General features: G+C 63.2%; 15 protein-coding genes. 9 read left to right on the forward strand and 6 right to left on the reverse strand.

Going from position 1 to position 18367, the window contains the following annotated elements; translation table 11 throughout:
- The first annotated feature begins 47 nt into the window (after positions 1 to 47).
- A complete protein-coding gene (locus tag B2828_RS08130; protein ID WP_479633215.1) occupies positions 48 to 968 on the forward strand; it encodes a PfkB family carbohydrate kinase in 921 nt (306 codons plus the stop codon).
- Between the two features lie 84 nt (positions 969 to 1052).
- Here the strand turns inward: B2828_RS08130 and ilvB are convergent, their stop codons facing one another.
- Positions 1053 to 2741, reverse strand: a complete 1689-nt coding sequence (gene ilvB, locus B2828_RS08135) for a biosynthetic-type acetolactate synthase large subunit (protein WP_479633216.1) — start codon at positions 2739 to 2741, stop codon at positions 1053 to 1055.
- Positions 2742 to 3131: 390 nt separating this feature from the next.
- Here ilvB and B2828_RS08140 point away from each other — a divergent pair, with 390 nt between their 5' ends.
- From B2828_RS08140 to recA, 4 genes are all read left to right on the forward strand, one after another.
- Positions 3132 to 4427: a citrate synthase gene (locus tag B2828_RS08140; protein WP_479633217.1), complete on the forward strand. Its 1296-nt coding sequence runs from the start codon at positions 3132 to 3134 to the stop codon at positions 4425 to 4427.
- Positions 4428 to 4678: 251 nt separating this feature from the next.
- Complete coding sequence (locus B2828_RS08145; protein ID WP_479633218.1) at positions 4679 to 5833, forward strand: biopolymer transporter Tol; 1155 nt, start codon at positions 4679 to 4681, stop codon at positions 5831 to 5833.
- A 27-nt stretch (positions 5834 to 5860) separates the two neighbouring features.
- Complete coding sequence (locus B2828_RS08150) at positions 5861 to 6379, forward strand: OmpA family protein (RefSeq protein ID WP_479633219.1); 519 nt, start codon at positions 5861 to 5863, stop codon at positions 6377 to 6379.
- Between the two features lie 96 nt (positions 6380 to 6475).
- A complete protein-coding gene (recA, locus tag B2828_RS08155) occupies positions 6476 to 7510 on the forward strand; it encodes a recombinase RecA (RefSeq protein ID WP_479633220.1) in 1035 nt (344 codons plus the stop codon).
- Between the two features lie 240 nt (positions 7511 to 7750).
- On the opposite strand, the gene rpiB is transcribed toward recA, so the two are convergent.
- A complete protein-coding gene (gene rpiB, locus B2828_RS08160) occupies positions 7751 to 9946 on the reverse strand; it encodes a ribose 5-phosphate isomerase B (RefSeq protein ID WP_479633221.1) in 2196 nt (731 codons plus the stop codon).
- A gap of 239 nt (positions 9947 to 10185) precedes the next feature.
- On the opposite strand from rpiB, the gene B2828_RS08165 reads away from it, so the two are divergent.
- From B2828_RS08165 to B2828_RS08175, 3 genes are read left to right on the forward strand one after another with little or no spacing between them, the layout of a single operon-like run.
- Positions 10186 to 11319 (forward strand): hypothetical protein, encoded by a 1134-nt coding sequence (locus B2828_RS08165; RefSeq protein ID WP_479633222.1) that lies wholly within the window; start codon positions 10186 to 10188, stop codon positions 11317 to 11319.
- Between the two features lie 58 nt (positions 11320 to 11377).
- Positions 11378 to 11842: a hypothetical protein gene (locus B2828_RS08170; protein WP_479633223.1), complete on the forward strand. Its 465-nt coding sequence runs from the start codon at positions 11378 to 11380 to the stop codon at positions 11840 to 11842.
- 42 nt (positions 11843 to 11884) lie between these two features.
- On the forward strand, positions 11885 to 12277 hold the full coding sequence (locus B2828_RS08175) for a hypothetical protein (protein WP_479633224.1): 393 nt from the start codon (positions 11885 to 11887) through the stop codon (positions 12275 to 12277).
- Between the two features lie 55 nt (positions 12278 to 12332).
- Here the strand turns inward: B2828_RS08175 and B2828_RS08180 are convergent, their stop codons facing one another.
- The 4 genes from B2828_RS08180 to B2828_RS08195 all read right to left on the reverse strand — a co-directional run bounded on the left by B2828_RS08180 (position 12333) and on the right by B2828_RS08195 (position 17850).
- Complete coding sequence (locus tag B2828_RS08180; RefSeq protein ID WP_479633225.1) at positions 12333 to 14060, reverse strand: hypothetical protein; 1728 nt, start codon at positions 14058 to 14060, stop codon at positions 12333 to 12335.
- A complete protein-coding gene (locus B2828_RS08185) occupies positions 14057 to 15751 on the reverse strand; it encodes a flippase activity-associated protein Agl23 (RefSeq protein ID WP_479633226.1) in 1695 nt (564 codons plus the stop codon). The genes B2828_RS08180 and B2828_RS08185 overlap by 4 nt, the downstream gene beginning before the upstream one ends.
- A gap of 152 nt (positions 15752 to 15903) precedes the next feature.
- On the reverse strand, positions 15904 to 16902 hold the full coding sequence (locus tag B2828_RS08190; RefSeq protein ID WP_479633227.1) for an aminoglycoside phosphotransferase family protein: 999 nt from the start codon (positions 16900 to 16902) through the stop codon (positions 15904 to 15906).
- 21 nt (positions 16903 to 16923) lie between these two features.
- On the reverse strand, positions 16924 to 17850 hold the full coding sequence (locus B2828_RS08195; protein ID WP_479633228.1) for a nucleotidyltransferase family protein: 927 nt from the start codon (positions 17848 to 17850) through the stop codon (positions 16924 to 16926).
- A gap of 120 nt (positions 17851 to 17970) precedes the next feature.
- Here B2828_RS08195 and B2828_RS08200 point away from each other — a divergent pair, with 120 nt between their 5' ends.
- Positions 17971 to 18222 (forward strand): hypothetical protein, encoded by a 252-nt coding sequence (locus B2828_RS08200; protein ID WP_479633229.1) that lies wholly within the window; start codon positions 17971 to 17973, stop codon positions 18220 to 18222.
- Positions 18223 to 18367: the final 145 nt, after the last annotated feature.

Raw genomic sequence — 18367 nt, forward strand, 5'->3', positions numbered from 1 at the left:
GCGAAATTCCCTTTCCCAAAAGCGGCAAATGCCGTTAAACGAAAACCATGTCAGTACTCATTGTAGGCTCCATCGGTCTTGATACGATTAAAACCCCGGTTGCGGAACACGGCGATTTGCTCGGCGGCTCGGCTTCCTACGCCGCCGTCAGCGCCAGCTTTTTCTCGCCCGTGAACCTCGTGGGCGTCGTGGGGGATGACTTTCCCAAGGCCCACGTCGACTTTTTTGCCGAACGCAAGATCGACCTCTGCGGCCTGCAAACCGAGCCCGGCAAAACCTTCCGCTGGTCCGGCGAATACCACACCGACCTCAATACCCGCTCCACCCGCAGCATCGAGCTGAACGTCTTCGAGCACTTTACGCCGACCCTGCCGCCGGAGTACAATCATACCGAGTACGTCCTCCTGGCCAACATCGCTCCGAGCCTCCAGAGCCACGTCCTGGACCAGATGTCCCGGCCCCGGTTCATCATCGCCGACACGATGGACCTCTGGATCAACATCGCCAAGCCCGACCTCCTGGCCCTCTTGAAGCGCGTGGATATGCTGATTCTAAACGACGGCGAGGCCCGTGAGTTGACCGGGGAGAATTCGCTCATCAAAGCCGGGCGGCTGATCCGCCACCTCGGGCCGCGTTACGTCGTTATCAAGAAAGGCGAGCACGGCGCGCTGCTTTTCGGCGAGGACGCTTTCTTTTCCTGCGGCGCGTATCCCTTGGAGGAGATCCACGACCCGACCGGCGCGGGCGACACCTTCGCGGGGGGCGTGGCCGGTTACCTGGCCAGCCTCAAGCACACCGATGGCGTCACCTTCCCGATACTGCGCAAAGCGGTCGTCTACGGCACCGTCCTGGCCAGCTTCAACGTCGAAGCCTTCTCGCTGGAGCGCCTGCGCACCCTCAAGCCCGAGGAAATCGAAGAGCGCTACCGCACGATCCGCAAGATCAGCCACTTCGACGCCGAGGTATAGAAGCTTTTTTAGCTGCAAAAAAGCGCAAGATTTTCCTCGTTCCCTATCTTCAGATTGGGAACGAGGACACCCCGCAAAAATCCCCTAACAATCCGCCAGCGTCGCGCCGATCATGTCCGTATTGGCCGCGCCGGGAGGCACGATCGGGAACACATTTTCGTTCGCGTCGATGGCGAGGTTCACCAAGCTTGGCCCGTTGTGGTGGAGCGCCTCGCAGAGCGTCTTTTCGATCTCCGCCCGGGCCGTGCCCGCCAGGATGTCCCACGAGGCCAGGCCGAACGCCTTTGCCAGCGCCGCGAAATCTGGCTGCCGCTCGAAGATCGAAGCCTCGTAGCGCTTGCCGTAGAAAAGCTCCTGCTGCTGGCGCACCATCCCGAGGCGCTGATTATTCAGTACGATCACCGTCACATTGAGGTTCAGCTCCGCCAGCGTCGCCAGCTCCTGCACGTTCATGAGGATTGAGCCGTCGCCGCTCACGCAGACCGTCCGGCGCTCCGGCTCCGCCAGCGCCCCGCCGATGGCCGCGGGCAGGCCGAAACCCATCGTGCCCAAGCCGCCCGAGGTCAGGTAAGTGCGCGGTGCGCGGACCGGGTAGCCCTGCGCCATCCACATCTGGTGCTGGCCCACGTCGGTGGCCACCAGCGCATCGGCGGGAAGCAGTTCCCCTAGCATCCGGCAAAACTCCAGCGGATGAATGCCCGCTTCGCGTTGTGGGATCACAATCGGGTGATCCGCCTTCAGCTCGGCCAGGCGCTTGCGCCACGGCTCGCGGTCCGGCTGCTGCGGCAGCGCTGGAACCAGCCGCGAGAGCACCTCGCCCGCGTGCCCCGCCACGGAGAACGTCGCGAGCTTGATTTTATCGATCTCGCACGGGTCGATCTCGATATGGATAATCCGCGCGTGCTGGCAGAACTTGGCCGCGTAGCCCGTCGCCCGGTCGTCGAAGCGCGCTCCGACAACCACCAGCAGATCCGCCTCGTCCATCAGGTAATTTGTATACGGCGCGCCGTGCATGCCGAGCATCCCGATGGAGAGCGGGTGATCGCACGAGATCGCACCCAGCCCCATCAGCGTACTGGCCACCGGCGCGGAAGTTTTTTCCGCCAACTGGCGCACCCATTCCCCGGCGTCTGCTCCGATCACCCCGCCGCCGATGTAGAGCACCGGGCGGCGCGCCGCCGTGATCAGCTCCGCCATGCGGGCAATGGCTTCCGGTGCCACCGGCTCCGGCTCGGCCGCGCGGCCCGGCTCGGGCCAGGCGTCGATCTCGATCTCGCCCATGAAAACGTCCTTCGGCACATCGACCACCACCGGCCCCGGCCGCCCGGATTGCGCAATGGCAAAGGCCTGCGGGATCGCGTCGAGCAGATCCTCCGTGTGCATCACCATGAAGCTATGCTTGGTGATCGGCAGCGTGAGGCCGAACGTATCGACCTCCTGAAAGGCATCCGTGCGCAAGAGCGAGCGGGCCACCTGCCCCGTGATCGCCACCAGCGGCACCGAGTCGAGCTTCGCGTCGGCGATCGCCGTGAGCAAATTGGTTGCCCCCGGGCCGGACGTGCCCAGGCAGACAGCCGCCTTGCCCGTCACCCGCGCCATGCCCTGCGCGATAAAGCCCGCCCCCTGCTCGTGGCGCGCCAGTACGTGCCGTAGCGGGCTGTCGTAAAGGGCGTCGTAGAGCGGCAGAATCGCGCCGCCGGGAATGCCGGAAAGCGTCGTGATGCCTTGCCGTTCGAGCAATTTGCAGATGATTTGGGCTCCGTTGAGTTTCATTTTATGGCTTATCTTGATGGAATCCGGCGCGCCGTTGGTGGGAGAGATGTGGGTAAAAAACAACCCCCTCCTGGCGGCTGCCGGAAGGGGGTTTCTCGTTCGATTCTTCGCCCTACCGGCTCGCTCTAAGCTCTACATTAAGCACAACAATGCTTACGCCCCCCGCCACGACGGGGAGAAGAACGGCGACATTGTTGAGAGCTTGGCTGCGGAAGTGGCTCATTTCTGATCGGAGGTGTTACGCGGAGCCGGGCGCTTTGTCAACTCCCGGCCCATCGCACCTGGTGAAATTTTTTTTAACGACGGAAAGCCCGATTCACACGATGTTAACAAAAAGATGCATGATTTTTGCTGTCTCCTGGCTTTACTCCTGTTATGAAAAGAGCCGCTATGCCAGAATACGTTGAGTTTCAATTAGAGGGAAAGTGTGTGCGGTTGCCCATCATCGAGGGGACGGCCGGCGAAAAGGCGATTGACATCTCTACGTTGCGAGAACAGACCGGCTACATCACGCTCGACTCCGGCTACGGTAATACCGGCTCATGCGAGAGCGATATTACCTTTATCGACGGCGAACAAGGCATCCTGCGCTACCGGGGCATCCCGATCGAGGAGCTTGCCGAGAAATCCTCCTTTGTCGAAACGGCCTACCTCCTCATGTTCGGCCACCTGCCGACGGGGACCGAGCTGCACCAGTTCTCCAAGCTGCTCACCGAGAACGAGCTGATCCACGAGGACATGAAGTACCACTTCGAGGGCTTCCCCTCCAACGCCCACCCGATGGCGATCCTCTCCTCCATGATCAACGCCTCCGGCTGTTTCCAGCCGCAGATGCTCGCCGCGCACAGCCGCCGCACCTTCGATCTCCACGCCGCGCGCCTCGTCTCGCAGGTGCGCACCATCGCCGCCTTTGCCTACCGGAAATCCCACGGCCTGCCGATCATCTACCCCAAGCCGATCTATAAATACTCGGCCAACTTCCTCCACATGATGTTCTCCGAGCCGTACTGCGACTACGAGCTCAAGCCGGAGGTCGTCCGCGCGCTCGACCTGATCTTCATCCTCCACGCCGACCACGAGCAGAACTGCTCCACCTCCACCGTCCGGATGGTTGCCTCCAGCCGCGCCAGCCTCTTTGCAGGAGCCGCCGCCGGGGTCTGCGCCCTGTGGGGCCCGCTCCACGGCGGGGCCAACCAGGCCGTGCTCGAAATGCTCAAGAAAATCTACGAAGACGGCGACGACGGCACCAAGTTCATCGCCGCCGCCAAGGACAAGAAGAGCAAGAACCGCCTCATGGGCTTCGGCCACCGGGTCTACAAAAACTACGACCCGCGCGCCCGCATCATCAAACAGCGCTGCCACGAGCTGCTCGACGCCCTCAAAATTGACGATCCGCTGCTCGAAATCGCCCTCAACCTGGAAAAAGCTGCCCTCACCGACCCCTACTTCGTCGAGCGCAAGCTCTACCCGAACGTCGACTTCTACAGCGGCATCATCATGCAGGCCATCGGCATCCCGGTGGAAATGTTCACCGTCATCTTCGCCATCGGCCGCATGCCCGGGTGGATCGCCAACTACCGCGAAACCATCGAGGACCGCAACTCCCGGATCTACCGCCCGCGGCAGATCTACCAAGGCTCCCCGCTGCGGCACTACGTCCCCATCGCCGATCGCGAGACGAAGTAGGGCTTATCTATAAGACGCGGAGAAAGAGAGATGTGGAGAGGTGGCGCTGCCAAGTCGCAGCCAGCCTCGGCGTCTCTTTTTCCAGTGGCGCAGTAGCGTCATCTTTCCGTCCCCTCGTCTCCTCTTCTCCGCGTCTTCCTCCGCGCCGGGGTACTTTTTTCCGTTAGGGGTTTGATCTTTTTCCCGGGGACGTTATTCTCGGGCCCTATTCGACTATGTTGCGGAAAACCTCTCTTGCGGCCGCTGGATGCTTGGCGGCTTTTTCATTGGCGGCCCTAGCTCCCGCCCTCATCCCTACGACGGCCTTAGCGGCGGAAACGCCGACCATCACCATCAGTAAAAATGGCTCCGTGGCCATCGCCATCGGCGGCATCTCCGGCCCGGACGGCGCGCAGATCGCCAAGATCGTCCAAAGCGACCTCGCCCTCTCCGGCTTCTTCAGCTTCACCGACCCGGCCAGCGCGCCCATGGTCATCAAAGGCTCCTCCTCCGGCTCCCTGGAAGGCAAAGTCGTCGAACGCTCCGGCGGCAACGTCCTCATGCGCAGCTACGACGGCGACACCGCCAGCAAAGCCCACGCCTTTGCCAACGACATCATCCAGACCCTCACCGGCTCGCGCGGCATGGCTGGCAGCAAAATCGCCTTCATCTCCGGGCGCGGCAGCAAAAAGGAGCTCTACCTCGCCAACTACGACGGTAGCAACGCCCGGCAGCTCACCCAGGACGGCACCATCAGCGCCGCCCCCTCCATCAGCCCCGACGGCTCGAAAATCGCCTACACCAGCTACCTCAAAGGCTACGCCGATATCTATCTCATTAACCTCGCCAGCGGCGCGCGCGAACGCATCGTCAAATTCCCCGGCACCAACAGCGGCGCCTCCTTTTCACCCGACGGCAGCCGCATCGCGCTGACCTGCTCGCGCGACGGCAACCCCGAGCTCTATACCGTTGACATCAACGGCGGAAGCGCCCGGCGGCTCACGCGCACCCCGGGCGTCGAATCCTCCCCCACCTGGTCGCCCGACGGCAGCGAGATCATCTACTCCTCCGACGACGGCGGCTCGCCCCAGCTCTACCGCATCTCCGCGAGCGGCGGCTCCGGCCATCGCCTCTCCACCGGCTACGGCTACTGCACCAAGCCGAGCTGGTCGCCCGACGGCAAACGCATCGCCTTCAACGTCCGCGACGGCGGCTCCTTCCAGGTCGCCGTGCTCGAACTCTCCGGCGGCAGCGTCCGGCTCGTCAGCGGCGGCGGCGAGGCCCGCGACCCCGTCTGGGGCCCGGATTCCCGCCACCTCCTCTTCACCCAGGACGGCAGCCTCGTCCTGCTCGATACCCAAACCAGCCGCCGTTCCTCGGTGATGGGCGGCGTTGGCTCCGCTTCCGAACCCTCCTGGACTCGTTAAACCTCCAATTCTCCAAGACCCAAACCAATGAAAAAATTCCAACTCATCACCCGTCTCGCCCTTTGCGGCGTGCTGGTCTGCACCCTGGACGCCTGCTCCCTCTTCAAAAAGAAAAAACAGTACACCGGCGTCTCTGACAGCGACATGATCAGCGGCTCCCCGCTGCCCGACCGTCCGGAAAACGGCGTTTCCTTCATGAGCGCGAACGTCGACCGCAGCAAATTCTCGCCCGTCCACTTCGGCTTCGACAGCAGCGAAGTCGAGCCCTCCGATCTCGGCAAACTCAAAGAAGTCGCTTCCTTCGCCAAGCACTCCAGCAAGCAGATCATCATCGCTGGCTTCACCGACGAGCGCGGCACCGCCGAGTACAACCGCGGCCTTGGCGAACGCCGGGCCCAGGCCGTGCGCTCCTACCTCCTGCAACACGGAGCCAGCGACGGCAACATCCAGACCACCAGCTTCGGAGCGGAAATGCCCGCCTCCGAAGGGCACGACGAATCCGCGTGGGCCAAGAACCGCCGCGCTGAATTCGGCGTTGTGAAGTAAACCTGATCAACCGCGAAAAACGTAAACGGGCCGGGGCTTTCCAAACGCCCCGGCTCTGCGAAGTACACCCCACTCCCAACCGATCCCCAAAAATTTATGGCCAAGACCGAAGCTCCCGTTGAAGACAAACAGCTCGCCGCCCGCAACAAGAACCTCGACCTGGCCATCCAGCAGATCGAGAAAGACTACGGCACCGGCGCCATCATGCGCCTGGGCGACAAGACCTCGATGGAAGTCGAAGTCATCCCCTCGGGCAACATCCTGATCGACCGCGCCCTCGGCGTCGGCGGATTCCCCCGCGGCCGCGTCGTCGAGATTTACGGCCCGGAATCCTCCGGTAAAACCACCCTCACCCTTACCGTCGTCGCTCAGGCCCAGAAGCGGGGTGGCCTCGCCGCCTTCATCGACGTCGAACACGCCCTGGACCCCGTCTACGCCCGCAAGCTCGGCGTTAACGTCGACGACCTCCTCGTTTCCCAGCCCAGCAGCGGTGAGGAAGCGCTCCGGATTTGCGAAACGCTCGTGCGCTCCAACGCGCTCGACATCATCGTCATCGACTCCGTGGCCGCGCTCGTTACCAAACAGGAACTCGAAGGCGAAATCGGCGACTCCACCGTCGGTGCCCAGGCCCGCCTCATGAGCGCCGCGCTCCGCAAGCTGACCTCGCTCATCTCCAAAGCCCGCACCACCTGCATCTTCACCAACCAGATCCGCGAGAAGATCGGCGTCATGTTTGGCAACCCGGAGACCACCCCGGGCGGCAAGGCCCTTAAATTCTACGCCAGCGTTCGCTGCGACATCCGCCGCATCGGAGCCATCAAGCAGGGCGACGGCACCGTCACCGGCAACCGCACCAAGCTGAAAATCGCCAAAAACAAAGTCGCCCCGCCCTTCACCGAGTGCGAGTTCGACATCATGTACAACGAAGGCATCTCTAGCGTTGGCTCGCTGCTCGACCTCGCGTTGGAAAAGGGAATCCTCGAAAAACGCGGTTCGTGGATGAGCTACAAAGGCGCGCAACTGGCCCAGGGCCGTGACGCCGCCAAGGAAGCCCTCAAAGCCGATCCCGCGCTGTACGAAGAGATCGAGACCGCCGTCAAAGCGAAGCTCGACGAAGACGCCGGTTTGTAAAACGCGTCCCGTCCATCAACCTCACGAAGCCCGGCAGCGATGCCGGGCTTTTTTTGTTTTCACGCCCTGAAAAGGCCTCCGCCCAAATTCCATTCATACCGATTCCCCCCCTTGTGCCCAAACTCCATTTGGGCACGCCCCTGCTCCCTCAATTCCATTGCCACCCAGCGCCCTTTCCGGGCACAAAAAAGGCGGGCCGTTTCCAGCCCGCCTTCTTTGTAAACTGATCTGCCGAAACGCCTAGCGCGGCAGCGGGTAGTGCCGGGTCAGCTCGTGCACCTGAGCGCGGATCTTCGCCAGCGCGGCCTCGTCATCCTTGTGGGTGAGGGCTTCGTGGATGAAGTCAGCGATCTGCATCATCTGCTCTTCCTTCATGCCGCGCGTCGTGATCGCCGGGGTGCCGATGCGGATGCCGCCCGTGAGCGAGATTTTCTCGGTGTCAAACGGGATGCCGTTCTTGTTCACCGTGATGCCCGCTTTGTCGAGCGTCTCGCTGGCCACTTTGCCGTTGATGCCCTTCGGACGGAGGTCCACCAGCATGAGGTGGTTGTCCGTGCCGCCGGAGACGATCCGGTAGCCGTGGTGGATCAGCTGGGCCGCAAGCGCCTTGGCGTTGAGGACGATCTGCTGTGCGTAGGTCTTGAAGCTCGGTTGCAGCGCTTCATAGAGGCAGATGGCCTTGCCGGCCACCACATGCATGAGCGGCCCGCCCTGGATGCCCGGGAATACCTGGGAATCGACGGCCTTGGCGTATTTTTCCTTACACAGGATGATGCCGCCGCGCGGTCCGCGCAGGCTCTTGTGGGTGGTCGTGGTGACGAAATCGGCGAACGGCACCGGGCTCGGGTGCTGGCCCCCGGCGACGAGCCCCGCGATGTGGGCCATGTCGACGAAAAGGTAGGCGCCCACGGAGTCGGCGATCTCCCGCAGACGCTGGAAATCAAACACGCGCGGGTAGGCCGAGGCGCCCGCGACGAGCATCTTCGGCTTGAATTCGAGGGCCTGGGCGGCCAGGGCGTCGTAGTCGATCGTCTCCGTCTCGGGGTTCACGCCGTAGGCGGCGACTTCGAAGAATTTGCCGGAGAAGTTGGCGCTGTGGCCGTGGGTGAGGTGGCCGCCGTGGGCCAGGTTCATGGCCAGGATGCGGTCGCCCGGCTTGAGCACGGAGAAATAGACGGCCATGTTGGCCTGGCTGCCCGAGTGGGGCTGGACGTTGGCGTGATCGGCGCCAAAGAGGGCCTTGGCGCGGTCGATGGCGAGCTGTTCGACGACGTCGACGTTCTCGCAGCCGCCGTACCAGCGCTTGGCCGGGTAGCCTTCCGCGTATTTATTGGTCAGACACGAGCCCTGGGCTTCCATCACGGCGCGGCTGGTGAAGTTTTCGGAGGCGATGAGCTCGATGCTCTCGTCCTGGCGCTTGGCTTCCTTGGCGATGGCTTCGGCCAGTTCGGGATCGACCTTGGCGATGCTGCCGCCGGGCTGGAATTCCTCGCCCACGTGGCCGAGCTTGCTGACGCGGCGCTCATGGCGGTTGCCGCCCTCGAATTTCGTGGAAAGGAAGGCGTCGACGGTCTTTTTCACCGCTTCGAGCTTGGCGTTCTTGGCAGCGAGGCAGAGCACGTTGGCGTTGTTGTGCTGGCGGGTGATGGTGGCTTCCTCGGGGGTGTCGACGAGCGCGGCGCGAATCTGGGGAAAGCGGTTGGCGGCGATGCTCATGCCGATGCCGCTGGTGCAAACGAGAATGCCGAAATCGGCCTTGTTGGCGATGATTTCGTTGGCTACCTGGGCGGCGAAATCAGGGTAATCGACCGACTCGGGGGTGAAAACGCCGAAATCGGCAACGGGAAAGCCCTTCTCGGTGAGGTAGGCATGGAGGGCCGTTTTCAATTCGAATCCACCGTGATCCGCGGCGATCGCGATCCGGGACGTTGGGCTGGTGGCGGGTGTGGTCATGGGCTGAGGCATTTGCTTGGTTTTTTGAATGTGGGAGAGAATGCTCGGGATGGCGGCTTTGATCCTGTCGCGGCATCGCATATAGACATCCACGCTCTGGCCGATGGGGTCGGGGATATCCGAGCGCCGCTGCGGGCCGGGCATGAATTCGGTGAGGAGAAAGGCTTTGTCGGCGGCCTCGGGGAAGAACGTCAGGATGACGTCCAGGTGCCCGCGCGTCATGGCGAAAATGTAATCGGCCTCTTCGACCAGGGCTTCGGTGAGCGGCTGGCTGCGGAATTTGGAAAGGGAGAGGCCCAGGGGGCGCAGGGCGGAGGCTGAATTGACGCTGGCGGGGAAGCCCGGGGCGGCGCTGATGCCCGCGGAGGCGACTTCGATGTTGCCATCCAGGTCCTGCACGGCGTTCCGGAAGAGGGCCTCGGCCATGGGGCTGCGGCAGATATTTCCGGTGCAGACGAAGAGGATGTGTTGGGCTGGTTTCACAGATTGGGCGTCACTCCCTTCGGCCTCCCGGGACGAAGGGGAAAGGTACAACATTTCATGGATTTTTTAGACTGTCGAGGGTCAATGCGTACGATCCATCGGGGAAGGTCCTCTGGATTGCCCCCGGTGGGCCCCGGCTCCCGCCAAAATGGACGGTCTGTTCTTTCATTATTCGAAGAGCCTGCTAGGCTTGCCACGCTGTGGAAAACACTGTTCCTGAACCACCTTCGACGCCCTCTTTGCAATCCAAGGGGCTTGGCTATCGCTTTGCCCTGCTCCTGACGGGGAGCGCCGTGGCGGCCGAGGCGGTGCTGCGCCAGGCGCTGGCTGAATGCTCGGAGGCGCTGGGCCAACTGCGCAGCCGTGCCCGCCGCCGGGCGCTTTTGATTCGGCAAATCCGCGCCGTGGCGGCGAAATGGCGCGAGGAGCACCCGGCCGGACCGGTTGATCTGGATGCGGCGGGCGTCTCGGACCGTGTCGCCGCCCTTCCCGAGCGCGACCGTTGTGCGCTGGCCCTCTTTCTTTGCCTGGAGCCGGAGACGCCCGTGGAAACCATGGCCGAGCTGCTCCATCTGAAGCTTCCCGTTTTTATCAAGGCCATTGCCTCGGCCCGCCAGGCGCTGGCCCCCGCCGCCGTTTTCCCTGAAAAACCGCTCTTGCGCGAACATCGCCCGTGGGGTGGGGATCGCCCGAAGGTTGCCAAGGCCGTGGCCGCCGCCGGGGAGAGCCCCGAGCTGGCCGCTCAAGCCGAGGCGGATGCCCTGCTTTATGCCGATGTCGGCTTTCTGGAAGTCCCCGCGCCGGTTCTCGAACTGGTCCCGGCGGCTCCGGAGCGGCCTCGCCTGCGGGTGCTCCTCTTTCAGCCTGCCGTGTTGGCCATTGTACTGGCCACCCTGGTCGTGCTCGGCACGGTCATCTATATCGTCCAGGCGCGCTCGGCCGATTTCCCGGGACGGGAGACCGCCGAGGAAATCGTGGAACATTCGGGTACCGAGGTCGAGTACGAGCCCTTTGCCGCCACCCCGGCGGGGGACTTGGACGACTGGTTCGTGCTGAAAGGCTTCGCCGGGTTCGGCGTCCCCTCCGAGCTGGAAAAAGCCCGGGCGGTGGGGGGACGTTTATTCCGCTATAACGGCCTGGCGATTGCCGAGGTGGAGCTGGCTGCCAGCAATGCCCGGCTGCTGGTGTTCCATCTTGCGGACCTGAAAAAGACCTCCTTCAACCCCGGCACCAGCTGGCGTTTCTTCCAGGAAGACGACTGGGCGGTGGGGGCCACGCGGGATGACGACAACGGCTATCTACTCCTTTTCGAAGGCGATGCGGCGGCCATGCCCCGGTTTTTTGAGGCGATTCGCAAAGCATCTAATCCGTAGGACCTTTGCGAATTGGTATTGAAGCTGACCGGACAATAGCTTATCCCATGGAGCCCAGATGAAACCTATTCGTTTGATTGCGCCGGTGCTTGCCCTGGCGCTTCTTGTCGGATGCGCCCATATCAGCCGGACCGAGCGCAACACGCTCGTCGCGCACAATGTCAACCCGGCGGTTTACGACCGGATGGTTCGCGGGGATATCCTCACGCTCAGCGACATTATCGAGCTATCCCAGCGGAACGTCCCGCCGCAATTGATCATTAATTACCTCTATTCCACCCGCGCCATTTACGTGCTGGATAAACCGGCGCTCACGCGGTTGAACCAAGCCAGGGTCTCCCAGGAGCTCATCGGCTACCTCTCGCAGACGGAGTCGATGTTCGGCCCGCGCGTTTACAGCCCCCGCTACTACGGCCCGGCGCCCTATTACTACGATCCGTATTACCCGTGGCGTCCCTACCCGTACTATTACGGTCCGAGCGGGGTCGTGGTCATCCGGGGCGGGGGACATTGGCACCACTAAGGCTTTCCCTATTAAATCCGTTCCTATAAGAACCTTCTGTTTATGTCAAACACACCATCCGCTACTTCCTCCAACGCCACCGACCAGATCGAAGACCTCCAACGGCAGATCGAGCAGCTCAAGCACCGCGCCGTGCTTGAGCTGAAGGTTAAGCTGGCCGAGGCCAAGTCCCAGGTGGTCGATCTCCAGGCCCAGATTGAAAAGCTCTCCGGCGAGGTCGGCGAAAAACCGGCCTCCGGACGCCGTCACCGCACGCGCGTGACCATCGGGCAGATCGTGGACGCCATCAAAGGCGGGGCGACCAATTACCGCACCGTTGCCGCCAAGCTGGGCGCTTCGCCCGCCTCCATCGCCAACAAAATCAAAGACGAAGGCAAGGCGGCTGGGATTTCCAGCACCGGCCAGAAGGCTGCCTTTAAGCTGGTGGTGAAATAGGGGCCGGTGAAATAAGGGCGAGGGGGCCGGGACTTGAGCGGAATGCTCCGGTTCGCTATTCGATCTCGCTTTCCACCGCGCCGCGCAGGTCGTAGATCACGCCCCAGCTCCCGGCGGCGGCTACCGGGAGGCGGTCCCGCCACGGGTCGCCATTGCCCGTGCCGTATTTCTCGCGCTCGCGCGGTCCCCAGAAAAGGTAATCCGCGCCGAGTTGCCGGGCGCGCGCGGCCCAGCCCGGCTCCGCCCGCAGGAGGCGCTCCAGCGCGTCGAAATTCGGGCGGTAGGCGATGCCGTGGCTGAAGAGATGCCCTTCGTAACCGGCCACCGCCTTGTGCCCGAGCACGAGCAGCGGGTGATTGTAGGTCGGCAGGCAGGCAAAGGTTGCCGTGACCGGGATGCGCCGCAGCTGGGGTCGCAGAGAGTCGAGTTCCGTCCGGTCGGCGAGGGCGTAGCCTTGGTTCCTGGCGCTCAGCCCGGCGGCCAGCGTCAGCGCGCCCGAGGCAAAGAGCGCCACGCAGGCCAACGCCCGCAATGCCGCGCTCCCTTGCTTTTCCAGCAGGGCGTCAAGCGCGGGGAGTATGGCAAAATAACACCAAATCATGAGCTTGGTATTGTCCCACTCCCACGGCGCGAAGATCACGTAACAGGCGATGGCAAATACCGCCAGCGCCGGGAGCATAAAGGCCGCGTGCTCCAGCATTTCCGGCTCTTGGCGCCGTAGCCAGAGCCACCCCAGCGTCCCCAGCAGCAGGAACGGCAGCACGCCGAAATTCTGCATCGTCGCGTCGAGCAGCGAGAGGTCCTTGCCGATCCAGCCCGCGCTGAGATGGATGGCCCCGCCGCTTTGCCCGAAGCCGGTTACTTTAAATACCAGCCATGTTGCCGGAAGGAGCGCCGTCGCCACGAGCTTGAAGATTTCCTTCCGGGGCGCGGGCCTCCCTGCTGCCGCTGGAACGAACATCCAGGCTCCCAGCATCGCCGAAAGGAACAGGAACGTGTGCAGGTGGAAAAACGGCATCGTGGCGTAAAGCAGCGCCTCGATCCAGAATGGCAGGCCGCGCGAGGCCCGGAAAAACCGTTCGCGCCAGCTCCACAAAAGCGCCAGCCCGGCGGGGATCGCGTAGAGCAGCCCGCGCTGCGTTACGAACAAGGCGAGCGGGATGCTCTTCCAGTCCAGATGCTCCTGCGCGGCGCTGATATCGGGATGCGGCAGGCTTAGGAGCACCGCCAGCCCGCCATTGAACAAAAACGCTGCCAGGGCGAACGCCCCGCACCAGCGCCAGAGCGCGATGGCCGTGGCGAGGGCGGCCAGCAGGCCCGTCCAGACGAGCCCGCGCTGGAGGTCGAGCCCGGTGGAGACCAGTAGGGCGTTAAAGAGATCGACGCCAAAGGGGTAGTGCAGCGCGGCGGAGGAAAAGATCGGGTTCGCGGGCCAGAGCGGTGCGCCGTTGGCAAAGTAGTTGATGTACGTCAGGTGCAGCGAGAGGTCGCCCAGGTTATTCGGCGAAAGGAAGGAGATGTTTTCGTCGTTGTTGAAAATCAGCCAGCAGAAGGCCCGCGCTGCGAAAAGCGCGAACGCGATCCCCATCGCCCATGCCGCCCAGCCGCGAAACGGTTTCCCTGCGGGCAGCCCTTTGAGCGAGGCCCACGCGCCCGCGCCTGCCAGCGCCCCGAGCGCCAGCGCCACGGCGGAGAAGTGCGCGTCGAGCCCGTGGCCGCCCGCAAGCAATCCCGCGAGCGCGGCCACGCACACGGCCACGAGACCTGAAACAACCGCTTTCATTGCGCGGAGGGGCCGACCGGTACGGGTGGACGCTCGGTGGCATCCACGGGAGAGGCCGAAGGGTGGGGGGTGAATTCGGGCGTCCGGCCCGGGAAGACCTGGGCAAAGTGGGCCACGCTAAAGTAAACGCGCCCGCCGTCCATCGCGTCGCGAAGCTGGAAGGGGACGACGAAATACGCCCCTTTGAGCCCCGCCTCCAGTTTGGGGATTTGGCCGCTCTCGGCGACGATCACCGCCGCGTCGGTTTCCTCCGGGGCTCCTTTGTCGTAATAGCCCACGTCGGTAAAGTCCCCCAGCGCCCAGGGGAGCGGATGGTAGCTGGAGAGCAGGATGTGGATCGGCAGATGAAGCGCCCGAGGGTCGGCTGCCGCGAGTTGTTTGAGCGGCTTCATCAGTTTGAAATAGTCGTTGTCCGTCTGGACGTACACATAGGAGGGGAGCGAGAGCGCCTTGAGGCACGCGGACGGGAGCTTCACGGATTCCGGGCAGAGATTAAGCTCCGCGACGCTTCCCGGCTCCACGGTCGGATGACGGTAATTCAGGTCGGCGGAAACCGCAAACGAACCGGCGATCACGCCCGCGGCTGCCAGCGACGTGCTCCAGCGCGCCCCCCAGGCCCGGGAGAGGGCCTCGTCTACCGCTGCGCCGAAGACAAAGAAAAACGGCCAGATGAGCGAGATGATGCACCATGGCGTCTTGTAGGGCACCAGGCTGTAGCCGACAAGCACGCCGCAGCCGTAGATGGCGGTGAAGCGCGCCAGGCGGTTCATCCCGGGCCAAAGCGCCCGCACGCTCCAGAGCAGCCCCAGCAGGACGGGCCATTCGTAACGGACGATGAGCTGTATCCAGTAATACCAGACTTTGCCATGCCCCTCGTCCTTCACCCCGGTATGGCCCCAGGCCATGAAGGCGGTGAAGAAATTGCCCGCCAGCTTTTTCCACGGCGCGGGATCGAGGAAGCCGCCGGAGTAAAAAAACACCAGCAGAAAGAGGCAGCCGATGGCCGCGTCCAGGAGGATTTTCCGGCTCCACTGCCGCGCCGCCGGATGCGCGGGGACGCCCTCTGGCGCGGAGGGGGCGAAGCGTTCCAGGAGCGCCAGCGTGGGAATGGCCAGCGCGAACGCCGCGAAGTGGATGATGTGCGTCTCTTTGTTAAGGATCATCAGCGTCGCGCCGAGCGCCGCTGTCCACAAGCCGCGTGCCGTACCGCGCGTCCAGAGCTCCGCCGCGCCCCACAGGCCGAGGATCATCCCAAAGACCAGCCATGACTCGTGGATCGCGTAGCGGGAGTAGAACATCATGCCCGGCGAGACCGCAAAGGCCAGGGCCGCCCAGGCACACGCCCGCCAGGGCAGGAAGCGCCGGAATTGGAAAATGAGCCAGACGGTGGCCGTGTTGATCAAGACCAGCGGCAGCCGCAGGGAGAGGATGTCGCGCCCGAGCAGCGTTTGGGAGAGAAAGAGGATGTAGAAATGGAACGGCCCGTGGTAGTTCGTCGGGTCGTAGCTGTAGTAGCCGTGGAGGCGCATCTGGTCTACGAACCAGCCGTTGACGCCTTCGTCGAAATGGGGCGGCTTCATGCGCAGCCACAGCAGCCGCAGCACCAGGGCGAGCGCTACGATGGCCCACTGGGTTGCCTTCGCCCAGGGAAACGGCTTCGGGGTGGCCGGGGAAGAAGATGGATCGGACATGCGCGGGGTATTGCAAATAAGTCGCCGCCAGGATTCAAGCCGGAAAACAGAATTTACCGGGGGAGGGGATTATCACGAAGGACACGGAGGGAAGTTTTTGGGTCTGTCTGTCTCTGTGACCTCCGTGCTCGCCGTGTCCTCTATGTAAATCCCTACTCTTTAACCTCCAACCGCTCCAGCAGCCGGGAAAAAACTTCCAGGCCGTCGATCCGGGCCGCCACCTTGCGCAGCGAGGCCAGGGCGGGGGGGATGTGGCCCAGGAAATGCGGGTGCTCCTTGACCAGGCCCAGGAAGCCGTAGGCCCCGAGCGCCTGCATCAGCCGTTGCAGCGCGCAGAGGTCGCAGAGTTCCCGGAAGTCGTCCGTTACCGGCTCGCCCTCTTCGGCGTAAAGTGCCTCCGCTTCGTCGAGCAGTTCCGCGCGCTCTTCGTCCGAGAGGGTCACGTAGGGGTCATAGATCAGCGAGGCCAGGTCGTAGGCCGCCAGCCCGGGGCGCATTCCCTGGAAGTCGATGAGGCAGGCTTGGCCGTTGAGGATCATGATGTTCTGCGACTGGAAATCGCGGTGCACCAGCACGCGCGGTAGCGCCGCCAGCCGCTGGGCGATCTCCTCCAGCCGGGCCCGGCCGCAGCCCAGCTCGATCACCGCGGGCGGTACGCCGAAGTAGCGCCCCGCGCAGTTTTCGAAAAAGTAATGCTGCTCCCAGCGGTAAAGATCGGCGTCAAAGGCGATCTCGAAACGCGGCAGCACGTCCCCCGTCACCCGGTGGCCGCGCGTGTGGAGACGCACCACCTGGCGCAGCGCGCTGCGGTAAAGCGGCTTGCGCTCGCTCCACGGCTCGTCGCGGAATTGCCAGAGGTCGTCGCCGCCCAGGTCCTCCATCCAGATGAGCCCTTCCTGCGTGTCGTGGTGAAAAATCTCCGGTACCCGCACGCCGATCGAGCGCAGAAAGGCCGCGATGTCGCAATAGTGCCGGTTCTCCTCCCGCTGGCTGCCGTATTTGACCAGGATGAGGGAACCCTCGCCACTTAGTGCTATCCGGTAGTACTTGCGATCCGAGCCTCCTTTTTCCAGCGGTTCGATGCGAATGCGGTCGCGAAAGAATTTCGGGAAGCGGGCGGCGGTCTGATCGAGGAGGATGTCGGGAATCATCGGGGAGAGAAACGGGCTGTTTTAGAAATCGGTGTCGGTGTGGGTGCCGCAAGCGGTCTGGTTTTCGGTGACGATGCAGCGGGTCAGGCAAGTTTGGGGAGCAATGTGCGCGCCTTCCCAAAGAACGCAATCGTGCAATTGCGCGTGGGCGCCGATTTTTGATCCCGCCCCGACGTAGGTGGCTCCCGTGAGCCGCGCTGTCGGGTCGATCCGCGCCTCGGGGTGGACCCACGAGGTGCTGGGGTCGGCGGCTCTCAGATCGTGGTGCACGCCGAGGTATTTCTCCCTCGTGCCGAGTTCCCACCAGTCCCCTGCGTCCACGACAATCCCCCCAAGGGTGCCGTTGGCGGCCATGGCGAGAAAGCTGGGAATCACGGAAACTTTTTCCAGTTTCAGCCGATGGAAAAACGTTGGGTCGACGAGATATATCCCGGTAAAGACGTGGGAATTCGCCGTGCGTCCGAGCCGAAAGCCGATATCCGGGATGTGTCCCGTGAGCGGATCGAACGCAATATCAAGCCGCCCGCCGTGGCTGCGCAGAACCAGGGTCACTTCGTTGCCGCTGGAGAAATGATGCGCTAGCGCCGCTTCCAGCGGGAGCGTGGTCAGAATGTCGCCATTGTAGACGATAAAGGGCCCACCGCCGAGCAGGTCCTCGACGTTCTTGATGCCGCCGCCGGTTTCGAGCAAGTCAGGCTCGTGCCGGAACGTGAGCGAGGCCTCTTTATAGTGAGAGGAGAAATACCGGTCGTAAACCGGCGCGCAATGGTGCGTATTAACCACCAGCCGCCGCACCCCCGCCTCCAGCAGGTGATCGAAGGCGTGGGCAATGAGGGGGCGACCAGCCACCGGAATCAGCGGCTTGGGACGGCGCAGGGTCAGCCCCTTGAGGCGCGTCCCGAGGCCCGCTCCGAGGACAAAAGCTTGGGAGATCGACGGGTTCGGCATGGGAGAGAGAAGGGGCTAGTTTAGGCACCAATCGCAGAAATGCTAACGGGAAATGTTTGCCGAGCCCGCCGCGCATAAATCCATTGATCCACACCCTTGCGTGGTGTAATACATGCCTCCATGCCCGGCGTTCGTAACTCCAACAAAGCATTGGCCTCCTTTTGGATGCACAAGGATATCTATACCGCCCTGGGCATTGTGACCAAGGTGACCGACACCACGCTGACCCGGTTCATTTTGGAAGCCATCGCGGAGAAAATGGAGTTCACCCTCGACGAGGCGGGCGACCCCGTGGGCCTGGACCTCGACGCCCTGGCCCGGCGCGCTTTCGAGCAGCGCAAGCGCCCCGTGCGGAAGAAAAAGACCGTTTAGCACTCAGTTGAAAGACTGTTGGCGACTTCGCGCGGAATGCCCGACCGCGGATTGCTTTATTCTCAGGGCGTGTTTCTCTTGAGCGAGAGAGGAATGTATTCTTGAAACGGCCCAAGCGGCAACCTCTTGCGGCGCTTCCGGGGTG

This window comes from Spartobacteria bacterium UBA695, from assembly GCA_002298145.1.
In the GTDB taxonomy this organism is placed as follows: Bacteria; Verrucomicrobiota; Verrucomicrobiia; order Chthoniobacterales; family Chthoniobacteraceae; genus UBA695.